The organism is Halomonas sp. THAF12, from assembly GCF_009363675.1.
Lineage (GTDB): Bacteria > Pseudomonadota > Gammaproteobacteria > Pseudomonadales > Halomonadaceae > Halomonas > Halomonas smyrnensis.
In genome coordinates this window covers 1,102,040-1,116,706 of record NZ_CP045399.1, presented here as the reverse complement: position 1 = coordinate 1,116,706, position 14,667 = coordinate 1,102,040, and the positions used below count along the sequence as shown (strand labels likewise).

Annotated in this window: 15 protein-coding genes; 6 read left to right on the top strand and 9 right to left on the bottom strand. The window is 70.4% G+C overall.

Features of this window, described 5'->3' with window-relative positions:
• Window positions 1-66 precede the first annotated feature (66 nt).
• Together nirD and FIU88_RS05035 are read left to right on the top strand one after the other, a co-directional pair.
• Entirely contained in the window at window positions 67-441 is a 375-nt protein-coding gene (nirD, locus tag FIU88_RS05040; protein WP_040478285.1) for a nitrite reductase small subunit NirD, read from the top strand.
• Window positions 442-728: 287 nt separating this feature from the next.
• Window positions 729-2,144: a PhoH family protein gene (locus FIU88_RS05035; RefSeq protein ID WP_016855523.1), complete on the top strand. Its 1,416-nt coding sequence runs from the start codon at window positions 729-731 to the stop codon at window positions 2,142-2,144.
• Between the two features lie 96 nt (window positions 2,145-2,240).
• Here FIU88_RS05035 and FIU88_RS19495 read toward each other — a convergent pair whose 3' ends face one another.
• The 7 genes from FIU88_RS19495 to FIU88_RS05010 form a co-directional block, all read right to left on the bottom strand.
• Window positions 2,241-2,363 (bottom strand): hypothetical protein, encoded by a 123-nt coding sequence (locus FIU88_RS19495; protein WP_301339549.1) that lies wholly within the window; start codon window positions 2,361-2,363, stop codon window positions 2,241-2,243.
• Between the two features lie 43 nt (window positions 2,364-2,406).
• Window positions 2,407-2,529, bottom strand: a complete 123-nt coding sequence (locus FIU88_RS19490) for a hypothetical protein (RefSeq protein WP_301339548.1) — start codon at window positions 2,527-2,529, stop codon at window positions 2,407-2,409.
• A 43-nt stretch (window positions 2,530-2,572) separates the two neighbouring features.
• The gene (locus FIU88_RS05030) at window positions 2,573-2,791 is read right to left on the bottom strand and encodes a hypothetical protein (protein WP_016855521.1); all 219 of its coding nucleotides are present in this window, start codon (window positions 2,789-2,791) and stop codon (window positions 2,573-2,575) included.
• Window positions 2,792-3,004: 213 nt separating this feature from the next.
• Complete coding sequence (locus FIU88_RS05025) at window positions 3,005-3,673, bottom strand: alpha/beta hydrolase (RefSeq protein ID WP_152478403.1); 669 nt, start codon at window positions 3,671-3,673, stop codon at window positions 3,005-3,007.
• Window positions 3,674-3,745: 72 nt separating this feature from the next.
• Entirely contained in the window at window positions 3,746-5,515 is a 1,770-nt protein-coding gene (locus FIU88_RS05020) for an SLC13 family permease (RefSeq protein WP_152478402.1), read from the bottom strand.
• Window positions 5,516-5,660: 145 nt separating this feature from the next.
• On the bottom strand, window positions 5,661-5,867 hold the full coding sequence (locus FIU88_RS05015) for a cold-shock protein (protein ID WP_016855518.1): 207 nt from the start codon (window positions 5,865-5,867) through the stop codon (window positions 5,661-5,663).
• Window positions 5,868-6,115: 248 nt separating this feature from the next.
• Window positions 6,116-6,715 carry a CBS domain-containing protein gene (locus FIU88_RS05010; RefSeq protein WP_152478401.1) on the bottom strand — a complete coding sequence of 200 codons (600 nt, stop codon included), beginning with the start codon at window positions 6,713-6,715 and terminating at the stop codon, window positions 6,116-6,118.
• A 168-nt stretch (window positions 6,716-6,883) separates the two neighbouring features.
• Here FIU88_RS05010 and FIU88_RS05005 point away from each other — a divergent pair, with 168 nt between their 5' ends.
• Together FIU88_RS05005 and mntP are read left to right on the top strand one after the other, a co-directional pair.
• Window positions 6,884-8,524: an FMN-binding glutamate synthase family protein gene (locus FIU88_RS05005; protein WP_152478400.1), complete on the top strand. Its 1,641-nt coding sequence runs from the start codon at window positions 6,884-6,886 to the stop codon at window positions 8,522-8,524.
• Between the two features lie 324 nt (window positions 8,525-8,848).
• Window positions 8,849-9,427: a manganese efflux pump MntP gene (mntP, locus tag FIU88_RS05000; RefSeq protein ID WP_152478399.1), complete on the top strand. Its 579-nt coding sequence runs from the start codon at window positions 8,849-8,851 to the stop codon at window positions 9,425-9,427.
• 62 nt (window positions 9,428-9,489) lie between these two features.
• Here mntP and FIU88_RS04995 read toward each other — a convergent pair whose 3' ends face one another.
• Window positions 9,490-10,446, bottom strand: coding sequence for a cation diffusion facilitator family transporter (locus FIU88_RS04995; protein WP_152478398.1), 957 nt, complete (start codon window positions 10,444-10,446; stop codon window positions 9,490-9,492).
• Window positions 10,447-10,586: 140 nt separating this feature from the next.
• Here FIU88_RS04995 and FIU88_RS04990 point away from each other — a divergent pair, with 140 nt between their 5' ends.
• Together FIU88_RS04990 and FIU88_RS04985 are read left to right on the top strand one after the other, a co-directional pair.
• Window positions 10,587-11,114 carry an HPP family protein gene (locus FIU88_RS04990; RefSeq protein WP_152478397.1) on the top strand — a complete coding sequence of 176 codons (528 nt, stop codon included), beginning with the start codon at window positions 10,587-10,589 and terminating at the stop codon, window positions 11,112-11,114.
• A gap of 135 nt (window positions 11,115-11,249) precedes the next feature.
• Complete coding sequence (locus tag FIU88_RS04985) at window positions 11,250-13,226, top strand: alkaline phosphatase family protein (protein WP_152478396.1); 1,977 nt, start codon at window positions 11,250-11,252, stop codon at window positions 13,224-13,226.
• Here the strand turns inward: FIU88_RS04985 and FIU88_RS04980 are convergent.
• Window positions 13,223-14,590, bottom strand: coding sequence for a PepSY domain-containing protein (locus tag FIU88_RS04980; RefSeq protein ID WP_253742754.1), 1,368 nt, complete (start codon window positions 14,588-14,590; stop codon window positions 13,223-13,225). The genes FIU88_RS04985 and FIU88_RS04980 overlap by 4 nt on opposite strands.
• Window positions 14,591-14,667 lie beyond the last annotated feature (77 nt).

The window sequence follows — 14,667 nt, the reverse complement described above, 5'->3', positions numbered from 1 at the left end:
CGCGTGGCTTGTCGCCGGAGAGTCGACCGCCATTGATACCTGGCCATTCGCTCCCGAGGAATATCCATGACCACCGCAACCGCAGCAGCCCCGACCATGACCCCGACCTGGCAGACCCTCTGCACCCGCGCCGACCTGGTGGCCCACTCCGGCGTCGCCGCCTGGATCGAGACCGCCGAGGGCACGGCCCAGGTGGCCCTCTTCTACCTGCCTGGCCACGCCACCGAGCTCTACGCCGTGGATCATCGCGATCCCTTCTCCGGCGCCAACGTCATCGCCCGCGGCATCGTCGGCGACGCCCGGGGCGAGCCGGTGGTGGCCTCCCCGCTCTACAAGCAGCACTTCCGCCTCGACGACGGCCAGTGCCTGGAGGACGACGCGATCCGCCTGCGCACCTGGCCGGCGCGCCTCGAGGGCGACGAGGTACAGATCCTGACCTGATGCTGCCCGCCCGAATGCCCCCGACCGGCGCCATGGCGCCGGTCGTTCTCGCCGCGGCGTTGAGAAAACGTCGATTGTGCGAAGCAGCAGAATTGGCCCATGCTGGAATCGAAAACCACATGTGACGGTCTGATGAACAGACCGCTGCCATCAACGAGGAGGTGAGCCCGGAGCCCAGGCCTGCACGTCGCGTCTGTCACGGAACCGACATCCCGCGCTGACAGTGTCGACATCGAGGCGTCATCTGTTTTGACGTCGTCCCGGTGATTATCAGGAGAGCCGCGCCGATGGTACGCATCGACAAGAAAGCCACCCGGCTTTACGTGCTGGACACCAATGTCCTGATCCACGACCCCGCCGCCCTCTATCAGTTCGATGAGCACGAAGTGGTCATCCCCATGACCGTGCTCGAGGAGCTCGACAAGCACAAGAACGGCATTCGCGAAATCGCCCGCACCGCCCGGCAGGTCAGCCGGACCCTCTCGGACCTCACCGCCAACGTCGATCTCAGCCAGATCCGCGAAGGCATTCCCATCCCGCGTCTCAACGGCCCCGAAGGCCGCCTGCGCCTGCTCTGCTACGACGATCTCGAGACCCCGGATCACCTCGAGAACAGCCCCGACAACCGCCTGCTGACCGAGACCTGCCGGCTGCGCGACGAGCGCGCCGACGCCTCGGTGATCCTGGTCACCAAGGACATCAACCTGCGGGTCAAGGCCGCCGCGGTGGGCGTGCCGGTGGAGGACTACCTCACCGATCGCGCCTTCGACGACAGCGACGCCATGCTCGGCGGCGCCCGCGTCTACCCCGAGGCGGGCCCCGACGGCCGCGGCCTGTGGGAGAGCCTCAAGGCCGACGTCAAGGTCGAACGCGACGACAGCGGCAAGGTGGTCTATCGCCTCAACGGCGAGATCCCCGCCGACTGGCACCTGGGCATGCTGGTCTCCGACAGCGACGACGAGGCCAGCTTCGAGGCCATCGTGCGCGACCTGGGGCCGAAGCACGCGCATCTGGAGCTGCTCACCAACTATCGGCACGGCGCCAGCGTGTGGGGCGTTCACGCCCACGACAGCCGGCAGAACTTCACCCTCAACCTGCTGATGGACGACGAGGTCGACCTGGTCACCATCGCCGGCAGCGCCGGCACCGGCAAGACCTTCATGACACTCGCCGCCGCCTTCCAGCAGACCCTCGACACCAAGCGCTTCGAGCGCATCGTGTTCACCCGGGCGCCGATCTCGATGAGCGAGGACATCGGCTACCTGCCCGGCACCGAGGAGGAGAAGATGTCGCCCTGGATGGGCGCCTTCCACGACAACATGGACAACCTGCTGCGCGACGAGCACGACGGCAGCACCACCTGGAACCAGGAGGCCACCCGCCAGCTGCTGGGCTCGCGGGTGCAGATCCGCGCCCCGGGCTTCATGCGCGGCCGCACCCTCAACGACACCTTCCTGATCATCGACGAGGCACAGAACTTCACGCCCAAGCAGCTCAAGTCGCTGCTGACCCGGGCCGGGCGCAACACCAAGATCGTCTGCCTGGGCAACGTGGGGCAGATCGACACGCCCTACCTCACCGCCAATACCTGCGGCATGGCGGCGGTGGTGCAACGCTTCCGCGACTGGCCCCACGCCGGGCACGTCACCCTCAAGAGCGTCGAGCGCTCGCGTCTGGCCCTGGCCGGCGAGGAGCTGCTCTGACCCTGTAACGCCCGCTCGGGAACGTCACGTGCCGGCCCCCTCCGGGGCCGGCCCGCTGTCAGGCCCACGGCGCACGACGACGCGGCGATCAGCGCCTCAGCCGCCGCGGTTGAAGGCCTTCTCGATCAGCGCCTCGCTCTCGCTGCCCGGCCCCTTCTTCAGCACCTTGCAGGCATCGTGATAGAGGCAGACGAAGCGCTGGCAGGAGGCGCAGTGCACACGATCATCGGGCTTCTTGATGCTGCCGATGCCGAACGTCGCATCAGCCGCCGCGGTTGAAGGCCTTCTCGATCGGCGCCTCGCTCTCGCTGCCCGGCCCCTTCTTCAGCACCTTGCAGGCATCGTGATAGAGGCTGACGAAGCGCTGGCAGGAGGCGCAGTGCACACGATCATCGGGCTTCTTGATGCTGCCGATGCCGAACGTCGCATCAGCCGCCGCGGTTGAAGGCCTTCTCGATCAGCGCCTCGCTCTCGCTGCCGGGGCCCTTCTTCAGCACCTTGCAGGCATCGTGATAGAGGCAGACGAAGCGCTGGCAGGAGGCGCAGTGCACACGATCATCGGGCTTCTTGATGCTGGAGACCCGCATCAGCTGGCTCCCGCAGCTGGGGCAGCCGACCGGGAGGCGAAGGTCTTCTGACAGAGACATCGGTGACTCCTTTCCATTGGATTCCGTCCCTTATCCTGCCGCAATCCCGGGGGGGTTCGCTACCGGCCCGACGCATCAGGGGCCCATCACGGGATGAGCCCCGCCCGCTTGGCGATGCGCTGCGTCGAGGCGGCGGCGCACCGCCGCTGCCGCCATCTCGGCCGGCAGCAGCGCTCGCGAAAGCTCGGCGGGAGCGCTTCGGAATCCTGGGGATCAGCGGCTCAGCCGGGCGGCGATCCAGGGGCCGATGTCCGCCACCTGCTGCGGGCAGACGGCATGGGCCATGGGGTACTGGCGATAGCGGACCGGATAGCCCAGGGCCTCGAGGCGGTCGCGGGCGGCCTGGCCCAGCGCCTCCGGCACCACCGGATCGGCGTTGCCGTGATGGATCTCGATCGGCAAATCACGGTTGGCCGCGGCCGGCTCGAGGCTGTCGACGGTGGCCAGGTAGGTGGACATGGCGAGCAGCCCGCCCAGCCGCTCGGGGAAGGTCAGCGCCGCCTGATAGGCCACCGCGCCGCCCTGGGAGAAGCCGGCGATGATGATCCGCTCGGCGGGCACGCCCTGGGCGATCTGCTCGTGCACCAGCCCCTGGATGCGCTCGGCGGACGCCCTGAGCTGGGCCTCGTCGACGCGGCGATCGAGGCTGGCCTCGAGGATGTCGTACCAGGCCGGCATGGTCATGCCGCCGTTGATGGTCACCGGCAGGCGCGGCGCGTGGGGCAGGATGAAGCGGACGTCGAGGTCGTCCGGCAGCCCCAGGGCCGGCACCAGCGGCTCGAAGTCGTGGCCGTCGGCGCCCAAGCCGTGGAGGATGAACACGCAGGCATCGGCGGGTCGCCCGCTGCGTGGCTCGATGGTCAGCTCGTCGGATGCGCTCATGGCTCGTCTCCAGCACAAAAGCGACACCCTAGCGCAAAGCGCCCCATCGAGCGAGGGGCGCCCGGCACGGCGTCAGAACGGCCAGATCAGGGGAATCAGCCCCAGCGCCACCGCGGCGGTCAGCAGGTTGAGCGGCGCGCCCACGCGCAGGTAGTCGCCGACGCGGTAGCCGCCGGGGCCGTACACCATCAGGTTGGTCTGATAGCCGACCGGGGTCAGGAAGCTGGCCGAGGCGGCGAACATCACCGCCACCACGAAGGGCATCGGACTCACGCCCAGATGCTCGGCGGCGGCGACCACCACCGGGAAGCTGATCACCGCCGCGGCGTTGTTGGTCACCAGCTCGGTCAGCAGCGCCACCAGCAGGTAGGTGCCGATCAGCAGCCACCAGGGGTTGCCGTCGACCCAGCCCATGGCGCCTTGGGCCAGCGCCACCGCCGCGCCGTTGGCCTCCAGCGCGGCGCCCAGGCCGAAGGAGGCGGCGATGGTCAGCAGCACCTGGGTATCCATGCCGCGCTTGGCCGAGCCGATCGAGCAGCAGCCGGTGAGCACCGAGGCCGCCGCGCCCAGCATGGCGGCGCTGAGCAGGCTGGTCACGCCGCTGGCGGCGAGCAGCACCACCACCGCGAGGATGCTCCAGGCCAGCCAGGCGCGCTCGTGCACCGGCCGCGCCGAGCCGTTGACCTGGCTGATCAGCAGGAAGTCGCGGGACTGGCGGTGGCGTTCGATGAACGGCGGACGCGCCTCCAGCAGCAGCACGTCGGCCGGCTGCAGGCGAATCTGGCCCAGGTTGCCGGCCACTCGCTCGCCGCCGCGGCACACCGCCAGCACCGCGGCGCCGTAGAGGGTGCGAAAGTGGCCATCGCGGATGCGCTGGCCGATGAACTGGCACTGGTCCGAGACCACCGCCTCCACCAGGCGGCGCTCCTTGAAGTCCTTCTGCAGGCTCGACTCGTCGTGATGCGAGGGGATCAGCCCGCGGATCTGCTGCAGCTCCACGGCGCCGGCCGAGGTGCCGGCGAAGATCAGCCGGTCGCCGCCCTTGAGCCGCTCGCCGGGCCCCACCACGCTGACCACGTTGCCGTCGCGCTCGATCTCGACCAGGAACAGCTCCTGCAGATGACGCAGCCCGGCCTCCTCGACGCTGCGATCGACCAGCGGGCCGCGCGGGTCGACCTCCATCTCGATGGTGAACTCGCGGGGATTCTCGAACGCCTCGGTGGCCCCCGTGCGCGGCGGCAGCAGGCGACGCCCGACCAGCAGCAGATAGGCCAGCCCCACCGCCGCCACCGGCACGCCGACCCAGGCGATGTCGAACAGCCCCATCTCCAGCGACGGATAGCGCTCGATCATCAGGCCGTGCACCACCAGGTTGGTGCTGGTGCCCATCAGGGTGATGGTGCCGCCGAGGATGGAGGCGAAGCTGAGCGGCATCAGCAGCCGGTGGGCCGGCAGGCCGAGGCGTCGGCTCCAGCTCAGCACCGCGGGAATGAAGGTGGCGACCACCGGGGTATTGTTGAGGAACCCGCTCAGCGAGGCCACGGGCAGCACCAGGCGCGCCAGGGCACGCTGCTCGCCCCGGGGGCGTCCCAGCACGTAACGGATGATCAGATCGATGCCGCCGGTCTCGCGGATGCTCGCGACCAGCACGTACATGAAGGCGACGGTGAACAGGCCGCTGCTGGAGAAGCCGGCCAGCGCCTGGTCGGGGGCGACCACGCCGAGGCCGATCAGCAGGACCAGCGCGCCCATCAGCACCATGTCGGGGCCGATACGGGTCAGCGCCATGATCGGGAAGACGGCGGCGACGACGGCGAGCGAGATCCAGGCGTCCGGGGACATGGTGGGCATTCCAGGGAGAGTACGAACCATCCCATTGTGCCGGCCGCCACATATTCTAAAAAGTTATTTTTAGAAATTCATTTATATGAAAAAGGAATTATGGCTGCCCCCACCGTTGCGGCGGGGCCAGCCGTTACACCACGTCTCAGCCGATGGCCTTGATGTTGGATGCCTGCAGCCCCTTCTTGCCCTGAGTGACCTCGAAGGACACCTTCTGGCCTTCCTGCAGGGACTTGAAGCCCTCGGCCTGGATCTCGGAGAAGTGGGCGAACAGGTCGTCACCGCCGTCGTCCGGAGAAATGAAGCCAAAACCCTTGGTGTCGTTGAACCACTTGACGGTACCGGTCGCCATTGTCACATGCCTCGCATTGCCTGTTGAATCCGCGCGATGAGGGCGTCTTGCCGCTTCACGGCACGCGGCCCGCGCCCCGATGAGCGCAGGCCTGACACTATACCGCAGTCATGACGGCCCCGTTACAGCGATTTCTCACGCAGCCAGCCGCAACGGCGCCTCGTCGCCCTGGCAGGGCGCGCCGGGCTTGGCCGTTTCCGGGGCACCGGCGTCGGTCACGGTACCCGGGCGAGGGGCGGATCGAGGACTCAGAGCTCGTGGCCGAGCACCACGCGGCAGATATCGGAGAAGCTGCGCGCCTCGGGCAGCGTGGCCACGTCGCTGCCCAGCGCGCGGCCGATGTCGGCGGCCGAGATCACGCCACGGATGCGCTGATGCCCCAGGCGGTCGGTCTCGGTCACCAGCAGGTGCTGGTCGCCGTAGGCCTCCAGCTCGCGCACCAGCTGGCCGATGGACAGGGCCGCCAGGCGCTCCATCGACAGCGCGTGAAGCTCGGCGCAGGGCGTCTGCACCATGCGCGCGGTCACGTCCTCGCGGTCGATGCCGCGACGCTGCATGGCCTGGGTGATCAGGCGGCCGCCGATCACGTCGCGGGCGTTGAGCACGCCGACACAGTCGCCGTCGTTGTCGACCACCAGCAGCAGGCGCACGCCGGCGTGCTCCATCACCTTGCGGGCATCGACGACGGAGGTGTCGGCGGGCACGGTGAGCGGCAGCACCTGCTGGAAGTCGGTGAGCACCGTCAGCGCCGGGCTGTCCGGCGAGAGACGCGGCGGCATCGGCTTGGTGATCGGAGTATGGGCCGGCAGCACGTAGGGACGGTCGGGGGAAGCGGTCAGGGTAGGCATGAGGGGTGGACTCCTTCTCGGTCACAATCGGCGGGTCACGCCGGATGTCCCCAGACTGCGCCCGCGCAGATTAAGAGAACCTTAAGGAATGTCCCCGGCGACCCGGCGATTGACAGTCGACCGGCCGAGGCTTGCAATGGGCCCTTCCCGCCGCCATGGAGTGCGAAGATGTCACGACCGCCCCGCCGTTTTCTCGTCTATGGACTGATCCTGGCCGGCCTTCTCGCCTGCCTGATCGGCCTGGCGCTGGCCCCCGCCTGGGGCTGGGCGCTCGGTGCCCTGCCCCTGGCCGCGCTGGCCGCGATGGGCACCCACGACATCGTCCAGCGCCGCCACACCGTCAGCCGCAACTATCCGGTGACGGCCCACCTGCGCTACCTGCTGGAGTCCTTCGGCCCCGAGATCCGCCAGTACTTCATCCAGCGCGACACCGAGCAGGTGCCCTTCTCCCGAGAGCAGCGCAGCCTGGTCTACCGGCGCGCCAAGGGCACCATCGACAAGCAGCCCTTCGGCTCCCTCGAGGACATGCAGGCCCCCGGCTACGAGTGGATGAACCCCTCGCTGGCCCCGGCGACCATCGACGACGACGATTTCCGCGTGACCGTCGGCGCCGGGCGAGCCCGGCCCTATGACGTCAGCGTGCTCAACGTCTCGGCGATGAGCTTCGGCGCGCTGTCGCCCAACGCCATCAGCGCGCTGAACGACGGCGCCCGGCGCGGCGGCTTCTACCACGACACCGGCGAGGGCGGCATCTCGCCCTACCATCGCCGCGGCGGCGACCTGGTGTGGGAGATCGGCTCCGGCTACTTCGGCTGTCGCGACGCCAACGGTGGCTTCGACGCCGAGCGCTTCGCCGAGCGCGCCACCGACGACGCGGTGAAGATGATCGAGATCAAGCTCTCCCAGGGCGCCAAGCCGGGCCACGGCGGCATCCTGCCGGGGGCCAAGGTCACCGCCGAGATCGCCGCCACCCGCGACGTGCCCGAGGGCGAGAGCGTGGTCTCGCCGGCCGCCCACAGCGCCTTCTCCACGCCCCGCGAGCTGATCGCCTTCATCTGCCGGCTGCGCGAGCTCTCCGGCGGCAAGCCGGTGGGCATCAAGCTGGCCATCGGCCATCCCTGGGAGTGGTTCGCACTGGTCAAGGCCATGCGCGAGGAGGGCGAGCATCCCGACTTCGTGGTGGTCGACGGCGGCCAGGGCGGCACCGGCGCCGCGCCGCTGGAGTTCGCCAACCGCCTGGGGATGCCGCTGACCGACGCCCTGCTGCTGGTGCACAACGCCCTGGTCGGCGCCGGGCTGCGCGAGAAGGTGCGCGTGGCCGCCGCCGGCAAGGTGATCAGCGCCTTCGACGTCGCCCGCACCATCGCGCTGGGCGCCGACTGGTGCAACTCGGCGCGCGGCTTCATGTTCTCGCTGGGCTGCATCCAGGCCCGCAGCTGTCACAACGACCGCTGCCCCAGCGGCGTGGCCACCCAGGATGCGCTGCGCGGCAGCCGGCTCGACGTGCCGCTCAAGGCCGAACGGGTGGCGCGCTTCCAGGCCGGCACCCGCGAGGCGCTGGCCGAGATGCTCGGCGCCGCCGGGCTACGCCACCCCGGCGAGCTGGGGCCCGAGCACATCATCCGCCGGGTCTCGCGCCACGAGGTGCGGACCCTGGCCACGCTGTTCGATTTCCTCGCGCCCGACGCTCTGATCGAGGGCGATGCGGCGCGCCACGCGATCTTCGCCGACTACTGGGACGGCGCCAGCGCCGACCGCTGGGCGCCGCCGGAGCGCCTGATGCGGCTGCGCGAGAGCAAGCTGGTATGAGCGACGCGCGGACGTCCGCGCGCGACGCTCGGGATGCAACCGTTTCCCGGTGATGGTAGGCTGCGTCGACTCCGGCCATGGGCACCTCCCATCGCCCACATGGACCGGACGACCCTCGCTGGGGAGTAGCTGGCTCACGCCCGATGCGTGAGAGCGCCTGTCAACATAGTCGGCCAGATGCCGTGGCAGGTGCGCCGGCGCGTCGCTCGATACGCTCAGGTATCGCGATCGCGCCAGGTCGGCGAGACCATCGACGGTACGACGCCCAAGGCCGGGCGTGTCGTATCGTCGTGGTGAATCGCCCGGCCGGACCACGTGACGCCCATGACCCTGCTGTCCACCACCCTGCTGGCCTTCTCGATGTCCACCGATGCCTTCGCCGCCGCGATCGGCAAGGGGGCCGCCGTCGATCATCCGCGTTTCCGCGAGGCCCTGCGCACCGGCCTGATCTTCGGCGTCGTCGAGGGCCTGACCCCGCTGATCGGCTGGGCCCTCGGTCTGGGCGCCTCCCAGTACATCGCCAGCTGGGACCACTGGGTCGTCTTCATCCTGCTGCTCGCCCTCGGCGTGCGCATGATCCGCGCCGGCCTCGAGACGCCGGAGCCCGACGAGGACGCCCCCGCCGCCAAGACCGGGCGTCAGGCCTGGTGGCTGATCGCCGCCACCGCGATGATCACCAGCATCGACGCCCTCACCGTGGGCATCGGCCTGGCCTTCATGGAGGTCAATATCCTGCTGACCGCCCTGGCGATCGGCGCCGCCACCACCCTGATGGCCACGCTCGGCGTGATGCTCGGCCGCCGCCTCGGGGTGCTGATCGGCCAGCGCGCCGAGGTGCTCGGCGGCGTGATCCTGATCGGCATCGGCACCGTCATCCTCACCGAACACCTGGGCCTGTGGTGAGCGGCCTGGGGTGAGAGGCCCGTGAGAGACGGACGGGGGCGAGCCCGGGTGGCCCGCCGGCCTCAGGGGCGATGCGCGCCGGGCGCCGGCGCCTCCACGTCGTCGGCGCAGCGATCGGGGGACTCCAGCTGGATGGTGGCGTGGGCCACGTCGAAGCGTTCGAGCAGCACCGCCTTGATCGCCACCAGGGTCGCCTCGCGGTCGGCGCCCTCCTCCACGGCGGCGTGCAGCGACAGCAGATGGCGCCCCGGCGTCATCGACCAGGCGTGAACGTGGTGCACGTCGTACACGCCGTCCAGCCGCTCGGGGAGCTCCCGCTCGATGCGCGCCACGTCCAGCGACGCCGGCGCGCCCTCGAGCAGGATATGTCCGGACTCGCGGGTCAGCCGCCAGGCGCTGCGCAGGATCAGCGCCGCCACCAGCAGCGACAGCAGCGGGTCGATCGGCGTCCAGCCGGTGGTCAGGATCACCAGCGCCGCGACGATGGCCGCCACCGAGCCCAGCAGATCGCCCAGCACGTGCAGCGCCGCCCCGCGGATATTGAGGTTGTCGCGATCGCCCAGGTGCAGGAGGGCGAACACCGCCAGGTTGATCACGAAGCCCAGGGCGGCGATGGCCAGCATCGGCGTGCCGGCCACCTCGACCGGCGACAGGAAACGCCGCAGCGCCTCGATGGCGATCCAGACCACGATGGCGATCAGCGTCAGGCCGTTGACGAAGGCGGCCAGGATCTGCACCCGGTCGTAGCCGTAGGTGCGGCGGTGGTCCGCCGGGCGCTGGCTGAGCCGGGCGGCGAACCAGGCCAGGGCCAGCGCCGCGGTATCGGTGAGCATGTGGCCGGCATCGGCCAGCAGCGCCAGCGAACCGGACAGGATGCCGCCCGCCACCTCGGCGATCATGAAGCCACCGGTCAGCGCCACCGCCCAGGCCAGGCGCTTCCGGCTGTCGGCGCCGGCGTGATGATGGCCATGCCCGTGCGAGTGAGCATGCGGGTGGGCAGGGTCGTGATCGTGTGCCATCCGGCCTCCTTGTCGCGAGATTCCCTGAGCGTCCGAGCAGACGATGCCCCAGCCTACCCCGGGCCCGGCACGCGGGCCTATCTTTACCTTCATGGTACCGCCTGACACCATATCGCACCCTTTTTGTGCACGATGCGACGATGAAGACCTACTTCAGCAAGATGCGCGGCGCCCGCTATCGCCGCGGCGACCTCGACTGGCGCGACGCCGGCTGGTCATGGCTCGGCGCCTTCGCCGGCATGAGCGCGGTGGCCTGGCTCAGCGAGCAGTGGCTGGCCCTGCACCTGCTGGTGGTCGGCTCCTTCGGCGCCACCTCGGTGCTGATCTATGCCGCCCCGGCGAGCCCCTTCGCCCAGCCCCGCAACGTGGTGCTGGGCAGCATGCTGTCGGCGCTGATTGGCGTGGCCTGCTTCGAGTGGCTGGGCGCCACGGCACTGGCCGTGGCGCTGGCGGTCTCGCTGTCGGTGCTGGCCATGCAGCTGACCGAGACCGTGCACCCGCCGGGCGCGGCCTCGGCGCTGATCGCGGTGATCGGCGGCCCCGAGGTCCACGCCCTGGGCTGGTGGTTCCCGCTGGTGCCGATCGGGCTCGGCTGCACGCTGATGCTGCTGGTCGCGATCCTGGTCAACAACCTGGCCCGCCACCGCCGCTACCCCCGGCACTGGTAACCCTCCCCCGTCGCCGGGCGACGACTCCCGCCTGCGGCGCCTTGTCGGCTACCATGGTCGGAACCGAGCAGGCCCGGACGAACGCTCGACTCACGACGGCCTGGCCGATTCGCACACTCAGGAAGCGCCTCGACAATGACGTCTGCCGATACCGCCCGCCTCGATCCCGCCGCGTCCGCCGAGCTGCCGGACGTGCTCGCCGGCCCGATCCTGCGCCGCCTCGCCCCGGACCGCCTGCGGATCTGGCTGGTCGGCACCCGGCCGCTGTCCGGCCGGCTGCTGCTGCATCCCGAGGGCCACGGCCCGCGCCGGCTGGCGCTGAACGAGCGCCGGGTGCGCCATCTGCCGCTGGGCCGCCACGCGGTGCTGCACCTGATCGACGTGGCGCTGGAGACGCCGCTGCCCGTCGGCGTGGCCATCGACTACGACCTGCGCCTGGCGGGTGAAGACGGCGGCGAGAAGGCCGGCATCGCCGACTGGGCCCCGCACCTGCTCCACGAGGGCGCCCGCCGCCCGCGCTTCGTGCTGGCCGAGGACCACCGCCGGCTGCTGCACGGCTCCTGCCGCCGCCCTCATCACGACGGCCCCGACGCCCTGGTGCGCGCCGACGGCTGGCTGGCCGAGCGCCGCGACGACGCCGAAGCCTGGCCGGCCTGGCTGCTGATGACCGGCGATCAGATCTACGCCGACGACGTGGCCGGCCCCACCCTGGTGGCGATCCACGGCCTGATCCGCCGCCTGGGCCTGTTCGACGAGCCGCTCGAGGGCGCCACCGTGGCCGACAGCCAGGGCCTCTACGCCGCCGACGCGACCTACTATCGCCGCGAGGCGCTGCTGCCCGACGTGGAGAGCAGCGCCAACCTGCGCGAGCGCGTCTTCGCCGGCGCCCGCAAGCCGGTGTTCACCTCGGCCCACGCCCGCAACCACCTGATGACCTTCGCCGAGGTCATGGCCATGTACCTGCTGGTGTGGTCGCCGGTGCCCTGGCGGCTGGTGACGATCCGCAAGCCGGCGATCTCCGCCGACGACGGCGCGGCCTTCGACGACGAGGCCGCCATCCTCGAGCGCTTCGTCGAGGGCCTGCCGGCGGCCGCCCGGCTGCTGGCCCACGTGCCGTCGCTGATGATCTTCGACGACCACGACGTCACCGACGACTGGAACCTGACCGCCGACTGGGAGGCCTGCGCCTACGGCCATCCCTTCTCGCGGCGCATCCTCGGCAACGCCCTGCTGGGCTACCTGCTGTGTCAGGGCTGGGGCAACGACCCGGAACGGCTGGCCGCGCCGCTGGACGAGGCCGCCGCGCTGCTCGATGCCGCCAAGGCGGGCGACGGCTGGCTGCCCGCCGAGGCCCACGATGCCTGCCTGCATCACCTGCAGCGCTTCGAGGGCTGGGAGTTCCAGGTCCCGGGTACGCCCCGGCTGGTGGTGCTCGACACCCGCACCCGCCGCTGGCGCAGCGAGCGCAGCCCGCGCCGGCCCTCGGGGCTGATGGACTGGGAGGCGCTGTCGGACTTCCAGCAACAGCTGCTCGACGCGCCCTCGGCGATCATCGTCTCGCCGGCGCCGATGTTCGGCGTCAAGCTGATCGAGGGCATCCAGAAGCTGTTCACCCTGGCCGGCAAGCCGCTGCTGGTGGACGCCGAGAACTGGATGGCCCACCGCGGCGCGGCCAGCGTGATGCTCAACATCTTCCGCCACTCGCGCACCCCGGGGCACTACGTCATCCTCTCCGGCGACGTGCACTACTCGTTCGCCTACGACATCCGCCTGCGCCACCGGCGCGGCGGCCCGCGGCTGTGGCAGATCACCTCCAGCGGGCTCAAGAACGCCTTCCCCGATACCCTGCTCGACGCCTTCGACCGCGCCAACCGCTGGCTCTACGCCCCGCGCTCGCCGCTCAACTGGTTCACCCAGCGCCGGCCGATGCGCATCCGCCCCCGCGACCCCGACCGCGCCAAGGCCGGGGAACGGCTGTGGAACGGCGCCGGCATCGGCCTGGTGGAGCTCGACGACCAGGGCCGGCCCAGCGACATTCGCCAGCTCGACGCCCGGGGGTTCGACGTGCGCTTCCCGCCGCCCCCGGACAAGGATGAGGCAGAGAAGGACTAGACCGAGACCGCTCGCCGGGTGGCCGTCCGGCGCCGCACCAGGGCATCCACCACGGCCATCACGATCAGCGAGGCGCCGACCAGCGGGAAGATCGCCCCGCCGATGGCCAGCAGCGCCAGCACGCCGCGCAGCCGGCGTGGATCGGCCGGCGCCGGCGGCACGCCGAGCCTCCCGGCCGGTCGACGCTTCCACCACATCACCGCCGCGGAGACGCACAGCAGCACGATGCCAGCGCAGGCCAGGGCCAGGATCAGCCGGTTGGCCAGGCCGTACTGCTGGCCCAGGTGCACGTTGATGCCCCACTCCAGGCCGCGCCCCAGCGGGCCGTAGTCGCCGTAGCCCATGTCGAGCAGCGCCTCGCCGCGATACTGGTCGAGGTGCACGACGCGCTGTCGGCCGAGGTCGTCCGGGTAGACGGAGCCGGTGTAGACGCCCGTCGGTCCGGCCGGCAGGTTGACCGCATAGCCCGGCGCCAGCCCCTTGGCGTCGAAGATCGCCACCGCCCGGTCGAGGCCGATCGGCGCGGCCGCGCCGGCACCGGCCTCGGAGATCGGGAGTTGCGCCTGCTCCAGCGACCAGGTCGTGGCCTCGCGCTCGGCCAGGCGCTCGTCGGACATCGGCACATTGACCCGCACGCCGTCCGGGTAGCCGAAGTTGTGGCCGTTGGCCAGCTCGTTGACCTTGCTGCCCCACACCGTCGACCAGGGCATACCGGTCACGGCCAGAAACAGGATGACGCCGCCGACGAAGAGCCCGGTCACCGCGTGCAGGTCGCGCCAGAACACCCGCTTGCCGGGCCTGGCGCGCACCGACACCACGCCGCCGCGCCGGCCCCGCGGCCACCACAGGTAGAGGCCGGTCAGCACCAGCAGGATGGCCCAGCCGCCGACGATCTCGATCAGCATGCTGGCCCCGCTGCCGAACAGGGTGAGGCTGTGCAGGTGGCGGACCCACCACATCACGGTGCCCCGGTAGGGCATCTGGCCGGTCACCTCGCCGTCATGGGGATCGACGAACACCGCCACCCGACTGCCGTCCGGGCGGCTCACGTCGACCTCGGCGGCGCTGGACGCATCGGCCGGCGGCACATAGCGGAACGCCTCGCCGTCGACCGCGGCCAGCGCCGCGTCGCGCTGGACGCCGGGAGGCACCGTATCGGACTGACGCGCCTCGACCGTCATCATGTCGGCGTGCCACCAGCGGTCGATGTCGTCGTGGAAGAGATAGAGGGCACCGGTGACCGCCAGGGAGATCAGAAACGGGAGGACGATCAGCCCGGCATAGAAGTGCCAGCGCCAGACGGCGCGATAGAGGTCCTGCGCTCTGGGGCGCATGTCAGGACGGCTTGCGGAAGGTTGGCTCATGGGAGTCTCGCTCGAGGAAATCGGAGGCACGCCTGCCCTCGCCTGGCGTCGTGTCGACGCCGGCGAGCGAAGGCCAG

What these genes read in the sequence shown, in the direction of transcription:
- FIU88_RS04985 (WP_152478396.1), top strand. Translation starts at nt 11,250, where the DNA reads ATGACGTCTGCCGATACCGCCCGCCTCGATCCCGCCGCGTCCGCCGAG.
- FIU88_RS05030 (WP_016855521.1), bottom strand. Translation starts at nt 2,791, where the DNA reads ATGTCTCTGTCAGAAGACCTTCGCCTCCCGGTCGGCTGCCCCAGCTGC.
- FIU88_RS05035 (WP_016855523.1), top strand. Translation starts at nt 729, where the DNA reads ATGGTACGCATCGACAAGAAAGCCACCCGGCTTTACGTGCTGGACACC.
- FIU88_RS04995 (WP_152478398.1), bottom strand. Translation starts at nt 10,446, where the DNA reads ATGGCACACGATCACGACCCTGCCCACCCGCATGCTCACTCGCACGGG.
- FIU88_RS05005 (WP_152478400.1), top strand. Translation starts at nt 6,884, where the DNA reads ATGTCACGACCGCCCCGCCGTTTTCTCGTCTATGGACTGATCCTGGCC.
- FIU88_RS05025 (WP_152478403.1), bottom strand. Translation starts at nt 3,673, where the DNA reads ATGAGCGCATCCGACGAGCTGACCATCGAGCCACGCAGCGGGCGACCC.
- FIU88_RS04990 (WP_152478397.1), top strand. Translation starts at nt 10,587, where the DNA reads ATGAAGACCTACTTCAGCAAGATGCGCGGCGCCCGCTATCGCCGCGGC.
- FIU88_RS05010 (WP_152478401.1), bottom strand. Translation starts at nt 6,715, where the DNA reads ATGCCTACCCTGACCGCTTCCCCCGACCGTCCCTACGTGCTGCCGGCC.
- FIU88_RS05020 (WP_152478402.1), bottom strand. Translation starts at nt 5,515, where the DNA reads ATGTCCCCGGACGCCTGGATCTCGCTCGCCGTCGTCGCCGCCGTCTTC.
- nirD (WP_040478285.1), top strand. Translation starts at nt 67, where the DNA reads ATGACCACCGCAACCGCAGCAGCCCCGACCATGACCCCGACCTGGCAG.
- FIU88_RS04980 (WP_253742754.1), bottom strand. Translation starts at nt 14,590, where the DNA reads ATGAGCCAACCTTCCGCAAGCCGTCCTGACATGCGCCCCAGAGCGCAG.
- mntP (WP_152478399.1), top strand. Translation starts at nt 8,849, where the DNA reads ATGACCCTGCTGTCCACCACCCTGCTGGCCTTCTCGATGTCCACCGAT.
- FIU88_RS05015 (WP_016855518.1), bottom strand. Translation starts at nt 5,867, where the DNA reads ATGGCGACCGGTACCGTCAAGTGGTTCAACGACACCAAGGGTTTTGGC.